The sequence below is a fragment of the Actinokineospora terrae genome (genome assembly GCF_900111175.1).
Lineage (GTDB): Bacteria > Actinomycetota > Actinomycetes > Mycobacteriales > Pseudonocardiaceae > Actinokineospora > Actinokineospora terrae.
Map to the genome: position 1 here is coordinate 102,077 of NZ_FOGI01000011.1, position 16,680 is coordinate 118,756.

At 70.7% G+C, this 16,680-nt stretch carries 14 protein-coding genes; 5 read left to right on the plus strand and 9 right to left on the minus strand.

The annotated features are described in order from the left end of the window. The first annotated feature begins 4 nt into the window (after positions 1–4). The gene (locus BMY07_RS24585; RefSeq protein WP_092783282.1) at positions 5–604 is read left to right on the plus strand and encodes a hypothetical protein; all 600 of its coding nucleotides are present in this window, start codon (positions 5–7) and stop codon (positions 602–604) included. Further along, positions 601–1,305 (plus strand): hypothetical protein, encoded by a 705-nt coding sequence (locus BMY07_RS35585; protein WP_245782632.1) that lies wholly within the window; start codon positions 601–603, stop codon positions 1,303–1,305. Before BMY07_RS24585 ends, BMY07_RS35585 begins: the two co-directional genes overlap by 4 nt. A 632-nt stretch (positions 1,306–1,937) precedes the next feature. Here the strand turns inward: BMY07_RS35585 and BMY07_RS24600 are convergent. Further along, positions 1,938–2,471: a MarR family transcriptional regulator gene (locus BMY07_RS24600; RefSeq protein ID WP_092783285.1), complete on the minus strand. Its 534-nt coding sequence runs from the start codon at positions 2,469–2,471 to the stop codon at positions 1,938–1,940. A 430-nt stretch (positions 2,472–2,901) separates the two neighbouring features. Between BMY07_RS24600 and BMY07_RS24605 the strand changes: the two genes are divergently transcribed. The 3 genes from BMY07_RS24605 to BMY07_RS24615 all read left to right on the plus strand — a co-directional run bounded on the left by BMY07_RS24605 (position 2,902) and on the right by BMY07_RS24615 (position 4,542). Further along, a complete protein-coding gene (locus tag BMY07_RS24605) occupies positions 2,902–3,102 on the plus strand; it encodes a hypothetical protein (RefSeq protein ID WP_092783288.1) in 201 nt (66 codons plus the stop codon). 107 nt (positions 3,103–3,209) lie between these two features. Further along, positions 3,210–4,022, plus strand: a complete 813-nt coding sequence (locus BMY07_RS24610; RefSeq protein WP_143073625.1) for a restriction system modified-DNA reader domain-containing protein — start codon at positions 3,210–3,212, stop codon at positions 4,020–4,022. Positions 4,023–4,122: 100 nt separating this feature from the next. After that, positions 4,123–4,542 (plus strand): hypothetical protein, encoded by a 420-nt coding sequence (locus tag BMY07_RS24615; protein ID WP_092783294.1) that lies wholly within the window; start codon positions 4,123–4,125, stop codon positions 4,540–4,542. On the opposite strand, the gene BMY07_RS24620 is transcribed toward BMY07_RS24615, so the two are convergent. The 8 genes from BMY07_RS24620 to BMY07_RS24655 form a co-directional block, all read right to left on the minus strand. Further along, positions 4,529–5,455, minus strand: a complete 927-nt coding sequence (locus tag BMY07_RS24620; RefSeq protein WP_092783782.1) for a C40 family peptidase — start codon at positions 5,453–5,455, stop codon at positions 4,529–4,531. The genes BMY07_RS24615 and BMY07_RS24620 overlap by 14 nt on opposite strands. 58 nt (positions 5,456–5,513) lie before the next feature. Continuing rightward, on the minus strand, positions 5,514–6,605 hold the full coding sequence (locus BMY07_RS24625) for a replication-relaxation family protein (RefSeq protein ID WP_092783297.1): 1,092 nt from the start codon (positions 6,603–6,605) through the stop codon (positions 5,514–5,516). Positions 6,606–6,693: 88 nt separating this feature from the next. Then, positions 6,694–9,342: a DUF8128 domain-containing protein gene (locus BMY07_RS24630; protein WP_092783300.1), complete on the minus strand. Its 2,649-nt coding sequence runs from the start codon at positions 9,340–9,342 to the stop codon at positions 6,694–6,696. A gap of 52 nt (positions 9,343–9,394) precedes the next feature. Further along, positions 9,395–11,320, minus strand: a complete 1,926-nt coding sequence (locus BMY07_RS24635) for a VirB4 family type IV secretion system protein (protein WP_092783303.1) — start codon at positions 11,318–11,320, stop codon at positions 9,395–9,397. Beyond that, entirely contained in the window at positions 11,320–12,576 is a 1,257-nt protein-coding gene (locus BMY07_RS24640; protein ID WP_092783306.1) for a PrgI family protein, read from the minus strand. Before BMY07_RS24640 ends, BMY07_RS24635 begins: the two co-directional genes overlap by 1 nt. After that, the gene (locus BMY07_RS24645) at positions 12,573–14,639 is read right to left on the minus strand and encodes a TrbL/VirB6 family protein (protein ID WP_245782633.1); all 2,067 of its coding nucleotides are present in this window, start codon (positions 14,637–14,639) and stop codon (positions 12,573–12,575) included. Before BMY07_RS24645 ends, BMY07_RS24640 begins: the two co-directional genes overlap by 4 nt. A gap of 210 nt (positions 14,640–14,849) precedes the next feature. Continuing rightward, positions 14,850–15,167: a pilin gene (locus tag BMY07_RS24650; RefSeq protein ID WP_092783309.1), complete on the minus strand. Its 318-nt coding sequence runs from the start codon at positions 15,165–15,167 to the stop codon at positions 14,850–14,852. Positions 15,168–15,367: 200 nt separating this feature from the next. Then, positions 15,368–16,426 carry a hypothetical protein gene (locus BMY07_RS24655; RefSeq protein ID WP_092783312.1) on the minus strand — a complete coding sequence of 353 codons (1,059 nt, stop codon included), beginning with the start codon at positions 16,424–16,426 and terminating at the stop codon, positions 15,368–15,370. Positions 16,427–16,680 lie beyond the last annotated feature (254 nt).

Here is a 16,680-nt window from a genome sequence, read left to right on the forward strand (position 1 = left end):
CGAGATGACCAGCACGATGACCGAACCAGACGAGACCACCGGCACCAGCCCACAGCGCTACCACCACACCCGCACCATCGAGATCGCCGGACGCACCGTCCGAGCCCACGTCGAACGCGACTTCTACATCAACCAGAGCCGCGCCGTCGCCGAGGTCCTCAACGACCAGATGACCTGGACCAGCCTCGCCGCCGACGCGCCCAGCGACTGGTGGCACAACACCCCAACACCAGGACCCGACATCGACGACCCCGCCCGGTTCCTCAGCCCCGTCACCGAACGCCTCCTCCAGCGCGCCGCCACGATCCTCGCCACCCCGCCGACCACACACACCATCTCGCCGCACCTGCACGGCGCGATCAGCGCGCTCCTGGCGACCAGCTACGGCTACGACGCCGAGCACCGCATCGATCCCGACGAGATCACCTGGGCCTACACCCACGGCGGTGCGCTGCACATCATCGAACACCCGGACGGCAGCGTCACCTTCACCAAACACCACCGCGAGGACTGCCCCTTCATCACTAGCCGGGGCGCGCAGGAGTGCGACGAGGACTGCTACTTCCCACACCCCGCCGACGTCGAACGCGCACACGGCCGATGATCCCCACGACCGCCGACTTCTACGACGAAACCGGACGCTGTGCCCGCTGGCTTGGAGCCATCCACGGCAACGCCGACCCCGAAACCCTGCGGGCCTTCGACTCCGGCCGACTCATGCTGGAAGCCACCGACCCGACGACGTTTGCCGACGCCGTACTCGACCTGCTCGACGTGTTCACCCAGCAGAACCTCGGACAAGGTCATCATCCCCGCGACGGCTGGCCGTGGTCATGGCCGGACAGCCGCAGCACCGACTGGATCTACCTCTTCGACCGAGGTCGCGCGTGGGTGATCACCGGCCGCATTTGGAGCTACGCGATGCCGCGAGTTGACCACCCGCCACAACGACCCGCAGCGACCGGGCACGCCCCACCCGGACCAGACCGAAAGGTACGACAGCACATGCCCGACCTCCTAGACCTCTCCGCACCCCGGCCGCAGTGCCCGGACTGCGAGGTCGCCATCGGCCAGCCACACGTCGAGGGTTGCGACGTGGCCAGGTGCCTGCGCACCGGACTTCAACGCCTGAGCTGCGAGCACGAACACGACTGCGGCAAGGACACCTGGTCCGGCCGCTGGCCCGGCGAGACCGACTGCGAACGCCTCGGCTGGATGATCGGCCCCGGCCTACCCGACCTCAACCGGCTTCTCACCGAGGCGACGTGGAACCCCGCCACCCAACAATGGGACGCCGTCTCCTAGCCAATCCGCACCACCCACCCAACCCCAGCGGGGCGGCCACGCACGCCCCACCCACCAGCGACCCCCAACGGGTCGCTGGTCGGCCTTCACGACCAGCCCATACAGACACCGCCGTGCCAGCATCGACCCGCACAACATTGCGGGCCGCAACGCCTCCGCGCCTCGCCTTCCGTTGAACGGCCCGGCCCCGAGAAGGCCCCCGGCCCTTGAGTTTCGCCGGCCGAGGTCAATGTTTTGCGCCGAGAGGCTATGGAGGCACGTGCTCAGGTGAACATCCGCATGGTGCACCACGGGGGGCTCCCTAACTCGCTGCGGCACGAACCGGTGCGGAAATTCTTGCGGGAAGTAGGGCGCGCCTGTTCGCCTGCTATCGGCTCGCCCCACCGCGACAAGGGTCAGCGGCTACTTCCGCGTCATCGAATTATCAAGCACGTCAACGATTTACACGATCACGACAGCCACGATCGAACCGCATAGGGGTCGTCCCCTGCTGTCGGTCCCCGCCCGCCGTTGGCGACATACAACCCCGGAAACCCCTACCTACGAACGTTAAACCCCCGGACGCCGTCGTGCCCCCAACGATAATCCGTTGGAGGCACGTGACGATATGGACCGCCCGACACCGGGGACGGCTACTCCGTTGTCGCCGCAGTCGTAGCGGCGAGGGAGTACTTCCTCGGCTTGTCACTGGTTCGCACGGCGTAGCCGCTCTCAACCAGCTTCTCCAGCGCGTTGTTTACCGCACCAGAGGATCGGTCCAACGCCTTGCCGATCGCGTTCGGACTGAACTCGCCCGAGTTGTCCCGCAGGTAGTCCTCGACCATGCCGCGCAACGCCCCCGGTGCCAACCGCTGAGACTTCTCCGACTGCTTCCCCGGCTGGTCGTCGGTGGGCTGGTCGTCCGTGGTGGTGGACCAGCGGTCGGCGGGACGGGAACCGCCGTCGGCGATCCTGGCGGTGCGGGCGACGAGGCCGTCCTTCTCCCAGCGGGTGAGGATCTTGGGTGCGGTCGACTTGCCGATTCCGGCGGCGGTGGACAGGGCGGTGGCGGTGCTGCCGGGGTTGTCCCGGAGTGCCTGCCACAGCTTCTCTTCGGTCTCCGTGCGCGGCTTCGCCGGGTCGGTCGCCGGAGTCGGGACGGCTCGAAGGGTGCGATTGATGGACATGACTACCTCGCATTGGTGACGGGTCAGGTTGGGTGGTCATGCCCCGGCCGGAGCGGGTGCGGCCCCCCGGTGCGCATCCGGTGGTGTGTTGGGCCGCACGACTATGGACGCTTCCTTCGGCGCATGAAGTCAAGCGGTACATCAAAACCCCTTGTCTCCTGTGGACGTACGCCGCGTCGTGTCACGTCGTTAGTACAAACCGGTCCACTTCGCGCCTATGCCACCCACGGGCGTTGACACCTCCGCGCGCACGAAGCGTCCATACACGTCGACCCGACCACGAACCGTTGGAACCAAAGGGGGTTGACCGAATGCGCGACTTGAACGAACTCGCCACACCCGCGCGCCGGCCGCGGCGGGACCGCGGCGCCCACAGCTCGAACTTGCGCCTTGGACGTATCGGCGAGGGCACGGGACGCAGGAGCGCGGCGTGATCGCCTTGACGGCGCGGGACGTGCCCGAGATCCGCGCACGCATGACTGACTGGGCACGCGACCCCACGCTTGACGGCGCGGGCAACTGGTTCCGCTTCTTCCTGGGACCGAGGCCGATCTGGATCGACCCGCACTTCGCCGGTCCGGAGGACAAGCCGTTGCTCGGCGGCGAGCGCGTGAACGTCCTGCGCCGATGACACCACTCCCACCGTGCGACCACCCCGATCTGAAGGGCACCGCCATGACCGCCGGTTCCGATGCCGTTCCGCCCCACCAGCACGCCGCTGCCGTACCGAACACCGCTATGCCACCCGACGACCCCGCGACGCATCCCGCGCCGTCACAAGACGACGAAGAGACGGCGTTGTTGCGGTGGGAAGGGCTGCCCGCCGACGCGACCGTGCTCGTGCCGTCGCTGGGCCCCACACCGATGCGCGTCCCGGACAACGCCTGGGCGATGCTCGTGCTCGCCGTGGACATCCTTGGCGAGGTCGATCCCGACACCGCCGGACAGGTCGCCTTGTTCGCCGGGAGCTGGCTCGCCGACCAGCCACCCGCCGATCTCCACGAAGGCGACCTCGTCATCCGCCCACTCCCACCCGAACAGGACCTCGGTAGGCCGGACGACAACCACGTCGCCGACGTGGAGGTGCTGCTGGCCTACCGAGGCCGGTGGATGCCCATCGGGCGCTGGGCGGGAGTGGATGAGCGCTGGCCGTGGACGCTCGCACCCACGGTCGCCGCCGCGATGCGGCTTTACATCGACGCCGCCGAGACGCTCAGCCGGGAGGCGGTGCTGACCTCCGAACGCCCCGGATCCTCGCCGCTGCGTTGGGCGGGAACGGTCCTGAGCGACCTGATGTCGGCCGACCTGGTGACCTACGGCGAGGAACTCGTGTGGGAACGCTGCGCGGGCGAGGTGCGCCACACCGCTCGACTGCGGATCGACGGCACCTTCCTGCTCGCGGACGGCGAGCGGGTCTTCGCGACCCCGTCGGCCGCCGCGACCGCCCTGAGCGGCAAGCACCACCACGGCTGGAGCGCGTGGCGACGCACCTCCGACGGCCGCTTCCTGGCCGACCTGCGCGCCGAACTCCGTGCCCGGCGGGAGCGGTAGTCCACGCGCCACTCGACATCACTCCCGAGTCACAAACGCCTTGTCGGACCGCCCGACTGTGGTGGGCGGTCCGACGGCGTTCACTCACGAAGGACTCGTCATGGCTGAACCTGACGTCCCGGCGGACCTGCAGGTTGTGTGGGGCGCGCGGGTCGAGATCGAACGTGGCTACCGGTTGGAGGCGATCGCCGTGGCCATGTCCGCCGACATCGCCGAGCTGCGCGAGGACGGCGGTCTTCCCGACCACATCCACACCCGCATCACCGTGCTGCCCCAAGACCGGCTGCTGGAGATCCGGGTCGAGGGCCTGTCGGTCGAGACCGATCCGGACCGCACCATCAGCCGCGAGGTGATGAACACGCTGTTCGAGTTGGCCAGCGACCACAACATCATCACCCTCGATGCCGTCTCGCCGCCGCTGTTCACCCAGCGGATCGTGCTGGTGGACCCCTACGGCCAGCCCTTCGCCGCCAAGATCGGTGCGGGCATGGGCGAACCCGAACCGTTCACGCCGCGATAGAGGCCGCCGGGCGGGTTGCCCCTGCGTAGTCGTCGCCGTTGTACCGGTAGTTGTCGATCTGTACCGGTTGCCCAAAGGTCGGCGCGTTGATCATGAGTCCGCCGCCGATGTAGAGGCCGACGTGGTGGATGTTGCCGGGTGTGCCGTAGAAGACGAGGTCGCCCGGCAACAGCGGCTGCCCGGCCGGGACGCGCGGGCCCGCGTCGAATTGGGTCTGGGCGGTGCGGGGCAGGTTCACTCCGGCGGCGGCGTAGGCGGCCTTGGTCAGCCCGGAGCAGTCGAAGCCCGCGTGTCCGCCGTCGGGGCCGTTGCCGCCCCACACGTAGGGCAGCCCTCGTTGCCCGCAGGCGTGGTTGATCGCGGCGAGGGTGATGGCGTTGGGGGCTTGGATGGCGTTGCAGTCGCCGTTACCGACGCTGGTCGCGGCGGCCTCGGCGTACTTGGCGGCCTGTTCGAGGACCTTGTCGACGTACCAGTTGGCGTGGTTGTAGGCGAAGATCGCCGCTCGGAGGTCGCCTCGGCGTACTCCGTTGTCGCACAGCAGGAAGGCGGCGGCGTGGATGGCGTCGTGTGGGTTGTACCGCGAGGGCGGGCTGGCGCCGCCTGGTGGGATCTGGTGGGCGGCGATGACGCCGTTGAAGGTCGGTGCGAGGAACTGCATCGGCCCGCCAGCCCCGGCGAAGTTCTCGCCCTCGGTTACCCCTGGTGCCTTCAGGCGGCCGTGGTCGGTCTCGACCTTGCCGATCGCGGCGAGCACGGTCCAGTCCAGGCCGGGGCAGTCCGGGGCTGCGGTGACGTAGAGCAGGCAGTACTCGGGCGGGATGTCGGCGATCGGTTTCGTGCAGTCGATGGTGGTGTTCGAGGAGCTGCCGAACAGCGCGTCCACCACGGCACTCACGCTCTGGCCGATCATGACGGGGATGAGCAGCAGGATGGCCGCGGCTCCGATGGCGATCTTGGCGAGCACGCTCTCACCACCTCCCCGGCTGGCCCGCCCCGCGTGGCGCCCGTGGGCTGGTCGCGGTGGGCGGCATCGGCGAGGGCGGCGACATCGGTTGCGGTGAGTCGACTCCCGCCGGGGTCTCCTCGGTGGGCGTGACCGGCGGAGGCACGTGCGGCCAGGCGTCGGGCAATCCCGACAGCGCTCGCCGGGACGCTCCGGCCGGGGCGTTGAGCGGCAGCCAGACCTCGTCGGCCGGGCTCGGGTGGACGGCCTCGGGGTTAAGCAGCTCGGCAGCCGCGGTGGCGATCGGCACCGAGCGCCGGTCGTCGAGCTCGCGCCACGCCTTCGCGAGCAGCCGGCGGGCGGCGGCCTCGCGCCGCGAGGTCGGCAGCCACACCAGCAGCGGCGTGGTGATACCGGTGGCTTGCGCGAGGGCGGCGTAGCCGGCCAGTTTCCCGGCGAGCTTGCTCAGCGGCTCGGTCCCGAAGTCGTACTCGAGGAACCACTCCATCTGCCGGTCGTTGCTCTGACCACCGTGCTGGTCGTGGTACCTCCAGCGGCCGTAGCCGTCGGGTTTGATCAAGTCGCCGAAGTGGCGGGCGCAGCGGGTCTCCGACCACCACGCCGCCAGCTCGACCTGTTCGCCGGGGTGCGGGTGGCGAGCGCGGTCGACCAGGGCGGTGAACCACTCGTTGACGCCGACGGTGTGGGCCAGGCGCAGGCTGTGGGCGACGCCGAAGACCCGGTCGTGCCGGTAGCCGAGTTCCTTGAGGTCCAGGCCGTCCTCGGCGGCGAGCACGGCCGCGCCGGCGGGCGCCAGGACGTAGTGCATGGGCGCGGTGCCGAGGGTCACGAACGGCTGGAACCGGTCGACGACACCCCACAGGTAGAGCTCACGCAGCCGCATCCGCCCGGAGCGGAAGCTGGGAAAGGCCAGGGCGGTGATCTGGTGTGCGGTAAGGACTTTGTGTTCCCAGAGCATCCGGGCGATCCACTTGTCGCGCGGGGTCAGCCGCCACGCCAGGACGGCTTGGTGCTCGGCGGTGTTCGCGACACGCGGGGTGGGCCGGGTCGGCTTGTGGCCGCGCAGAGCGCGCTGGCGGGTGGGATTGGTGATCATTGGGCACCTCCGGGTGGGCAGGGCGAAACCGCCCCGGCGCGAAGCGCGCCGGGGCGTGATGGACGGGGCGGAAGAGCGGAGGGTGAGGTCAGCCGTTGCGGCGAGGGTCGGCGCTACGCGGGCGCGCGACGGGCTCGTTTCGGCTCGCGGGTCGCGACGGGCCCGACGAGCCGCGAGGCGGCCGAGTGCCGGTGGTTGCGGACCCGCCGGTGGCGGCCTCGGTCGCGCGAGTCCGCGCCGTGCGGCGCGCCACGCCGCGGATCTCCCGTGCCCGTCCGGGAACGGCGGGCGGGAGGGGCTGAGTGAGCATCGTGAACGGCTGAGCTTCCTCGCCGTTGAGCACCAGGCGCACGGCGGCGTGATAGACGCCGAGGTGGGCGAGGTCGTGGTCGGACAGCCGCGGTGCGGTGTGGCGGGACAGTTCGCGCGAGTCCTCGGGGCTGGCGTTGAAGAAGATCTTCGAGCGGGCGTTGGTGGACATGCCCTCGCGCAGTTCGCGGGGGAGCTGGCCGAGGTGTTGGTGGGCCAGGGTCATCGCGACCCGGAACCCACGGGCCTCGGCGAGCATGTCCTCGATGGGATACGGCAGGTTCAGGAAGTTGTGACACTCGTCGATCACCATCGAGGCGTCCCGGCGTTGCCGCTGCGGTGTCCGCGCCCGCCCGGTGGTCGCCTGCCAGGTCCGGGCGACGACCAGCGATCCGACCAGCCGGGTGGTCTCCTCGCCCAGTGAGCCCTTGGGGATGCGCACCAGACAGATCCCGCCGTCGAGAACCTGACCCATGTCCACTGTGGAGTGACCGCCCGCGATCGCGTCGCGGACGAACGGCCGCAACAGGAACGCGCGGAGTTTGTTCATCAGCGGACTGATGACCTGTGAGCGCGACGAGTCGGTGAGTTCCTCGTACCAGGACCAGAACCCGCGCAGCACGGGGTCGGTGATCCCGGCGGTGACCCGGCTGCGGAACGCCTCGTCGGCCAACAGCTTGGGCAGGTCCGCCAGGGTGGCGACGCCTTCCTGACTGCGCAGGGTGAGGCAGGCGGCGCGCATGACGTCGTCGGTGCGCGGACCCCAGAACGCCGAGTAGACCCGCCGGAACACCGACACGAGGTTGTCCACGGTCAAGTCGGTCTCCCCGCCGTCCAAGGGATTGAGGCACGGCGGCCGAGACTTGCTGTCGGCGTCGAAGATCACCACCCGATCGGCAGCCGAGCGCGGAAGGCGGGACAGGACGTCGGTGACGAGGTCGCCCTTGGGGTCGATCAGCACGATCCCGCGGCCTGCCTCGGCGTCGGCCAGGATCATGTTGCCGAGCAGGGTCGACTTGCCCGAGCCGGTCGCGCCGATGACGTGCAGGTGGTGGCGGGCGTCCGGGACGCGCAGGGCAACGGGGCGCTGGTGGCCGGTGTCGGTGACCCCGATCGGCTTGGCCTCCGGCCCCGGTGTGGCGATGCCCGGTGGGGGCGCGATCGCTCGGGCTCCGGCGCGTTGGATGCCGGGGATGGCCTCGTCGGTGGGCAGGTGCGCGATCGCGGCCAGCTCGGGCACCGACAGCAGGTCGCCCCGCCCCAGACGACGGGAGTCGATGACACGGCCGGGGTTGCGGACGCGGTGACGGGTGTAGTGGTTGTGTTCGGTGTAGGAGGCGAACGAGGCCGCCAGGGCGTGAGCCCGTCCGCGGGCGACCTCCCGTGTGCGGCGGACCTCGGCGTCGTCGGTATCGGTGGGCAGCAGCGTCGCCACGGCGTAGCGGACGACCGTCTCGAACTGGCTACCGCGCTGCTTGCCCACGATCGCGCGATTCTGCGCGGAATATTCCAGCGAGGTCTGCGGATCGCTGTGCAAGGCCCCGGTCTTCGTCCACGCCGAAGCCGTACGTCGCGAGCGGCTGCCCGTGCTGGGGGTGATCGCGTCGAGCAGGCGACCGACCAGGCGGGTCGAGCCGCCGGTGTGGACTCGTCGGGCGGCGCGGCGGGCTTGCTGGACGCGGCGGCCGGTGACCGGGCGGGCCAGCACCTGCACGCAGGCGTACTCCTCACGTCCAAGTCCGACCGGCGCGCCGATCAACGCGCGGATCGGGTCGGCGTCGAAGGCGCTGCGGAGGGGCAACGCCTCGGGTCGCGCCAGCCGTAGCTCGCCGCCGACCACCAGGCGCCGTTGCTCCTCCTCGGGCGTCGGCAGCGGTGGCTCGGCCGGACCGACGCGGGTGTGCGCGCCTGGCCAGGCCGCCTCCACGGCGCGTTCGACCAGGCCGGGTGGGATGACACCGGGCACCCACAAGCGGATCGCGACCCCGGCCTCGGAGAACACGTACTCGCACGCCACGTGCGGCTGGCCGGTGAACGCCCGCCGCCACCCAGGGCGCAGCAGGCCGACGAGGTTGGACCACAACGCGGCCCCACCCGCGGGATCAACCTGCGGCGGGGCGAGCACGGTGACCTGACGGGCGTCGGCCAGCAGCGCCTCGTGGCAGCGGCGGGCCCACCACCGCCGGCCGAGCACGATCCCGGTGATGAACACCGCGAGGACCGGCGCCGCGATCGGGCCCCAGTCCAGGGCGAGGTCCCGCAGCCGGGCCAGCAGCGCGAGTAGTGCGCCGCCGGGATCGCGCAGGTAGTCCTCCATCCACCCGGCGGCGACAAGCGTCGTCGAGTGCGTGGGCGGGGTGGTGAGGAGAGGTGTTTCCGGTGGCTGGTTGGGGGCAGGCGGTACCCACGTCAGTGTTCGGGGCAGCATGAACGAGTCCCTTCACGGGAGAGGTGCGTACGAGGTGGTGGTGCGCGCGTGGTCAGGCGGCGTCGAGGTGGACCTGGTCCTCGTCGTCACCGGAGTCGGAGCCGAACTCGTCGCCGTCGAAGCCCAGGTTGACGAACGCGGCCTCGGCCTCGTCGACCGGTTCGGCGGTGTCGGCGTACGCGGCGAGTTCGGCTGGGTTGCTGGTGACCAGGTAGTGCTCGGTGGGTGAGGCGATGCTCTGGAACGCCACCCGCTGCGTGCCGGCTGACAGCAGGCCCTGGCCACGGTCGGCCGAGAGCAGGAACGCGCGCTCCCCGGCGGAGAGGTCGAAGGTCTGGGTGATCTCGTCGATGGCCTGCGACGCCTGCCGCAGCAGGATCTGGGTTGCCGCGTTCGCCACGACAGCCTTGCCCAGGTCGCTGCCGAGCACGTCGGCGGTGTCCTGGGTCGCCACGGTCAACCCGGCCCAGTGCTTGCGCGACGCTTTGGCCATGCGGAACAGGAACTCCGCCCCGGACTTCTCCTTCATCAGCAGCCACGCCTCGTCCACCACGACCAAACGCGGGCGCCGGATCGCCGGATTGCTGACCCGCCGCCATACCGCGTCGAGCGTGAGCAGGGTGCCGATGCCCTTCAGCTCGTCCGGCAGGTCGCGGAGGCTGAACACCACGAGGTGCCCTTCGGGGTTGACGCTGCTGGGCCCGTCGAACAGCTGCTTGAACGCGCCCTCGACGAACGGGTGCAGCCTCGCCGCCAGCTCGCCCGCGGCCCGGTCGCCGGCCTGCCCGGCGCCCGCGAGCTGGTCCCGCAAGACCCGCAGCGTCGGGGACGGCCGGGTCCAGGTCCGGGCGTCGGCGGTGATCCCCACGCTCTGGTACGTCGCGGCGATCGCCCGGTCCAACGCCGCCCGCTCCGCCGCCTCCAGCTCGCCACCGACCAGAACGGCGATGACGGTGTGCAGGAACAGGCTGCGCCGCACGAGCGCGTCTTTCGGGGCGGTGCGGCGGCCGTCGGCACGGGTGTGGATCGGCAGATCGAACGGGTTGAGGCGAACGCCTCGCGCGCCGAGGTGGACGTAGGTGCCGCCGACCGCGGCGGCCAGCCGGGCGTACTCGTCCTCGGGGTCGACGACAGCGATCTCGATGCCCCGGTACAGGCTGCGCAGCAGCTCCAGCTTCACCAAGTAGGACTTGCCCGCGCCGGAGCGGCCGAGGATCACCGAGTTGTGGTTGTGCATCCCGTCGCCGAACCGGTCCCAGTGCACCAACCCCTGGGAGCCGACGTTGTAGCCGTAGAGCACCCCTGACGGTGCCGCGACCGAGGTGGGGTCCGGGGCGGGCAGGTCGGGGCTGGTGAACGGGAACGCCGCCGCCAACGCCGAGGTGTCGAACGTCCTGCGCATCCCGATGAGGTCCAGGCCCATCGGCAATGTCGACACCCAGCCCTGCAGGGACCGGTAGGTGGTGTGCTTCGCGTCGAGCAACAGGCTCGCGCACAGCGACCGCAGCGCGGCTACCTCGTCGGTGAGGACTTTCTCGGTGGCGGCGTGGATGGTCAGGTACAGGCCGACTCGGAACAGCTTTCCCTCACCGCGGGCCACCCTCGAACTGAGGTCGTAGGCGTCTTCGGTGGCGGCCTCGACCTGCGGGTCGAACAGGCGGCCGTGCTCGGCGGTGTGGCGCCGCCCGGCCTCCAGCTTCGCCAGTTGCTTCTTCAGTCGGGAGGCGGCGGTGGCGGGGTCGATCGGTTCGATGTGCACCGAGACGTCCAGGCGGTCGGGGTAGGTCAGCAGCGGCGACAGCCAGCCGGGGTGCACCTCGCGCGGGAAGCCGACCACGGCGAAGCTGGAGACCCATTCGCCGCCGACCTCCAGGTGCCGGGCGGCCACCGACAGGGCGTCGGGTGTGAACGTGGCGGCGGCCGACGAGGCCGCCGGGGCGGCCGGGTTGCCGCGGGTCTTGCGTGTGCGGGAGGCCATCAGGACCGCCCCCTCTCGTCCTCGTAGTCGTCGTCCTCGTAGTCCCAGTCGTCCTCGTACTCGTCGCTGTCCTCCGACTGCCTCGACGGCGCGTGGGTGGATGCCGTGGTGGTGTGCGCGAAGTAGGAGCCGTCGTCGATGTCGTCCTCGGTGAGGTCCGCGCCGGAGGTGGTGATGACCTCGTCCGCGCCGGCCAGCCCTGCCGAGGGCGGGAGCAGGCTGTCGGGGTTGCACGCCGAGGCCAGCACTGCTGTGGCCTGTCCGGCGTCGAGCGGGGTGACGACGATCCCGGCCGGCGACAGCAGCTCGATCGCCTCGCCGAGACGGCGCACCAGACGGGACTCCGCCGCTCGCCGGGTTCCGGCGTCCACCTGACCGGCCGCCTGTTTGCCGCGCTTGCCCACCATCGACCCGAGCACCGCCATCGGACCGGGCCCGCCCAACCCGTCGGTCGGGGTCGCGATGCCGAGCGGCTCGCGCAGCACGAGCAGCACCTGGCGGCGCAGCAGGTCGGATTGCTGGCCGAGCTGGACCAGGTAGTCGGCGTGCTCGACTGCGGCGGCCTCCAGCGCGGGATGCGGCAGGCCGCCCGCGCGCTCCCGCAGTTCGGTGATCTGGGCGGAGAGGTCGAGTCGTTCGGTGCGCACGAGCACCTGCACCGGCGTGGTCAGCGAGTGCAGGTAGCGGCCGAACGAGGCGACCAACGCTTCCTGCTCGTTCGGTGTCCTGAGTGCGAAGTTCACCGTCGAGGCGACCGCGACCACCGCCAGACCGTCGGCGCCCAGGTCGACTACGCCGGTGTCGGTGACGGCCTCGGCCGGCAGCCGCAGCGCCGAGGGCGACACCTGCTCGGGCTGCCCGGTCCGGCCCTTGCCGCCCTTGCCGCCCTTGCGGCGACCCGCAGCCTGGCCGGTGGTCCGGTCGGTGTCCGGGGTGAGCCAGGCAGGGGCTGGGCGCACGCCCTCGGGTGCGGCCACGCGGTGCCGGGGTGCGACCCGTTGGCGGATCGCGGCGACGAGCAGTTTGTCCATCGGCATCCCGTCGCGCTTGCCCAGGGCGAGCATCGCCGAGGCGGCGCCGACCGGGACGGCGAAGGCAAGGAACACCGGGATCGGGACGAAGGCACGGGTGGCCGCCCAGATCAGGTACAGCACCGCCCCGGCAGCGGCGAGAATGGCCAGTTGGCGTGCGGTCAGCGGCCCGAGGACACGGTCGTGCATGTCGACGTCGGCCGGGATGCGGACGGGAGCGGTCATGAGGACTTACCTCCTGGTTTGGGGCTCGGCCGTGCCGGTGGCGGCGGTGGTGACGGTGGTGAGCTGAAGACCGGCGTCGTCGGCGGCTTGGGTGGCTTGGGCAGATCCAGCGGCAACCGCAGCTGCTGTCCCGTGCGCGGCGCGGGGCGAGGCGAGGGCGCCGGTGGCGGAGCGGGTGCGGGCTGGGGCGCGGGAGCCCGACGCACGCCGTCCAGTGGCAGCGGGTACTGGCCGCTGCGGGTCGCCCGGTTGCCCTTGTACGGGTCGAAGGGCAGCTCCGGCTGGACTGTCCGACGTCCACTCGGTCGTGGGCTCGGCGGAGGCGGCGGACTCGCCGGGCGCGGCACTCGACGCACCCCGTCCAGGGGCAGCGGGTACTGCCCGGACCGGTTCGGGCGGTTGCCCCGGTAGGGGTCCAACGGCAACTCGAGCTGCTTGCCGCCGCCCGTGCGGGTGCGACGGCCGCCGGTGTCCGTCCCGGTGGGTGAGGCCGGTGGTGGCGTCGTGCGCTGGACGTCCAAGGGCAGCCGGTACTGCCCGTCGCGGCCGAGCACGGGCTTATTCTCCGGCCAGCCGTCACCCAAGGGCAGCGCCAGCTGGCGGCCCTGCGGACCAGAGGACTTCGGAGTCGGGCCGGGCTTCGGCTTCGGCTTCGGCGCGGGCTTGCCCGTCGGGCGGGTCCGGCGCACGCCGGGCAGCGGCAGCACGTACTGCCCGTTCGCGGTGGTGCGCGCGTTGGCGTACGGGTTGGACGAACCTCCGCTGTCGCTGGAACCTCTGCCGCCGTTGCCGCCCCGGCCGCCGCCCGAGGGACGAGGCTTTGGGCTCTTGCCCCCGCCGCCACCGCCCAGCAAACCGAAGGTCTTGTAGGCGAGGAAGCCCTTGACCAGCGACCCGATCAGACCACTCCGGCCGCCACCGCCGCGCACCGACGACAGCACCCAGAACGGGATCTTGAACAGGATGTACATCAGCGCGAGCGCGACGAGGAGGTTGACCAATCCGGAGACGGTGGGGCCGAAGACGGTGAACCCGCCGGGGGCGAGGAACACCTTCATCGCGGTGATCAGGGTCAGGCTCTGGCCGAGTTGGATGGCGAGGCAGCCGCCGTAGGCTTTCCACCACCAGTAGGCGATGCCCTCGGTTTGGGGCAGGGCGTGGAACATCAGCGCCAGGGGCGCCCCGGCGATGAGGATGATGGTCAGCGCGACGCGCACGACGTAGGTGATGAGCAGGGCGACGAGCATCCCGGCGAGGAAGATGCCGATGAAGATGATCCAGATGCCGCCGTTGAGGCTGCTGAGCACGAGGTTGCGCAGCGTCTCGCCCGCGGAGTTCGCGTCGACCCCGCCGCCCATGATTGCCGCGACGAGTGCGTTGGCGATCTGGATGCCCTTGGTCGCCACCCACACCGACAGGGCGCCGGCCAGAAATCCGACAACCAGACGGGGTGCGAGTTCCTTGATGGAGTGTCGGGTCTGGACGGTCTGGTAGCCCATCGCGATGACTCCGGCGATGAGCACGAGCAGGCCGTAGGCGATGAGCAGGATCTGCCAGGAGTTGTCCCACAGCTCGCCCACGCGCGGCAGTGAGTCCGGCATCGGTGCGGTCAACAGCGTCTTGGACAGCAGGTCCAGTAGCGGGTTGAGCGCCTCGGTGACGATGCCCCGGAAGAAGGCGTTGATGGCCTCGGTGATGCAGGCACCGATGTCGGAGATCCCGCAGTCGTCCTCGGGCTCCTCGCCCTGTCCGGGCTGCCCGGTGCCGGGGTTGGTCGGCGGCGTGGTGGTGGTGCCGGGCTGCGGGATGCAGCCCTCGCCGGTGCACGGCGGCTTGGTTGGAGTGGTCGTCGTCGGCGTGGGCAGCGTGCAGATCGGCAGCGGCGGCGAGTCCGGACCACAAGGGTCCGGGTCGACCGTCGGGATCGGGACCGGCGGCTGGTTGGTCGGCGGTGCGGGTTGCGCGGCGGCGGCCGGGGCCACTCGTGTGCCGGAGTCCGGACCGACCGCCGCCGAGGCGAGGGTGCCGCCCAACAGGACGACCAGGCTCACCGCCAACGCCACCAGCGCCCGGCTCCGCGAGAAGCGAAGGACTCGCCCGATCCGGCGGGCCCGCCGGGGGCTCGCGACCGGAGGCGCGAGCATCTCCCGGCGATCCGCCGACACCGATCCGCTTCGCGCGGTGGGCGTCGTGTCGTGCAGTGAGCCGACGGTGGGGCCGACCGATGTGCGGCGTGGGGCAGACCTGACCGGCCTGTTCGGCGGGCGCATCGGTCAGGCCCCCACGATGCCCTTGAGCACGGTGACGACCAGTGGAGCGAGTGCGGCCAGGGCGTAGCCGATCCCGGCCGCCCTGAAGCACTCCTTGGCCTTCTCCTGCTCGCCGGGGTCACCGCCGCCGAACACGCGGCGGACGCCCCCGATGGTGAGGAACACCGTCGCCAACCCGGCGAGGATGCCCATCAGCCAGTTGCGGATGTTGGTCAGGACCTCGTCGACGCTGCCCGCGATCGCGAGGACCACCGTGTCGGCGTGCGCCGTCGCGCCGGAGGCCAGCAGCGCCACCACGACCAGTTCGGCGACCAGCAACACACGACGGCGGATGCTGCGGCAACGGTCGCTCCGCCCACCAGAGATCGGAGGTGTATCGCCGTCGCGGGCCGGCCGCTGCGGGCCCGCGCACGTCGGCGTGTGGGCCCGCGAGGTCGCCTCGCGGCGACTAACAACAGGCCCGCGGTGAGGCCGGTGGTGACCGGGCCAGCGGGGGTGGTGAGGAGGAACAGGGGTGCGAGTCAGGCGCATCGCGACACTCCCGGAGTCGTGCCCGACGGCCGCTGTGCCGAGTGCTGTGTGGACTCGCGCGGCGGCGTGGGCGAAGAGGTGGTGTGCGCGGGGGTGACTGGTTTCCTCCCGCACCCCTGAACTCCGGAAAATCGGCCCTGCGGGGACACGTGGTCGCCGACTTTCTTCGCCGTGCGCGTCGCCAGATCAGTGACATTGCGTGACGGCGAGGTGGCGTCGATCGAGTGCTGGGCGGCGGCGGTGATGGTCACCGCGTCGGCCACCTGGGTCGCCACGTCGTCCTCGCGCGGACCGGAGTGCGGGGTGTCGGCGGTGTCGTCGAGCAGGTAGGCGACCAGGCGGTGCTCGGCGCGTTGGCGCGCCTTCTTCGCCGCTTGGTAGGAGAGGTTGCGTTTGGCCGCGGCGTCGGCCAGCGGCACACCTTCCAGTCGGGTGGAGCCGATGAGTTCGGCCTCGGTGGAGGTGATCGCGTGCTCGGCCACAGCGCGAGCGAGGACGAAGTCGGGATGGCCCCACGGGGGCGGCGGCATCGTCGAGCGAAACCCGTGTCCCGAGGGCACCGGCGCGTCCAGCGCCTCGCGCACGCACGCGTGGCCAGCGCGGTAGGCGGCCCACCGCAGACGCAACATGACGCGCGAACGGCGCAGCTCGATCGTGGCGAGCTCGGCGACGAAACCGGCGAGCACCGCGGCGTGGATGTCGCTCGGGTCACCGGCGAACTTCGCCGACAAGGTGGCGGCGATGGAGATCAGCGCGGGCAGCGCGACACCGACCGCGCCGACGGTCCAGGCGCCACCTTCGGTGCGGGCGAGCAGGACCAGGTGTGCCCACGCCGCGTCCCGCAGTGTCTGCGGACAGCGACGGCGCAGCAGCCGGTCGCGCAGCTCGTTCAGCGGCACCCGCCGCGCCGGAAGACCGGGGAACAACCGGCCGTCCACCGACACCGGATTCGGCCCGGCGACCAGCCACTCGAACGCCGACCGCGCCGCGTCCAGCGGCATGGAGTCGCGCTCGAAACCGGAGCGCGGAATAGCCTCACGTGAACTCATGGAATGGCTCCCGAAAGCAAGTCGGAATCAACGACTCGCCCAGGACGCCACAGCGAGTAGTACCAACCGATAACCAAACTGGTACCGAACTAGTACCGCAGAGGTACCGGCGATCATCACGCCCGCGACACAGGCGTCACAAGATCCACTGCGGCCGTCTTCATGGATCACCGAGCACGTGAAATCAAGATCCAATCAACTTGCCCGGTAGTACCCATCTAGCTGGCCAAACCGGTTCCCAGTACTAGTTCGGT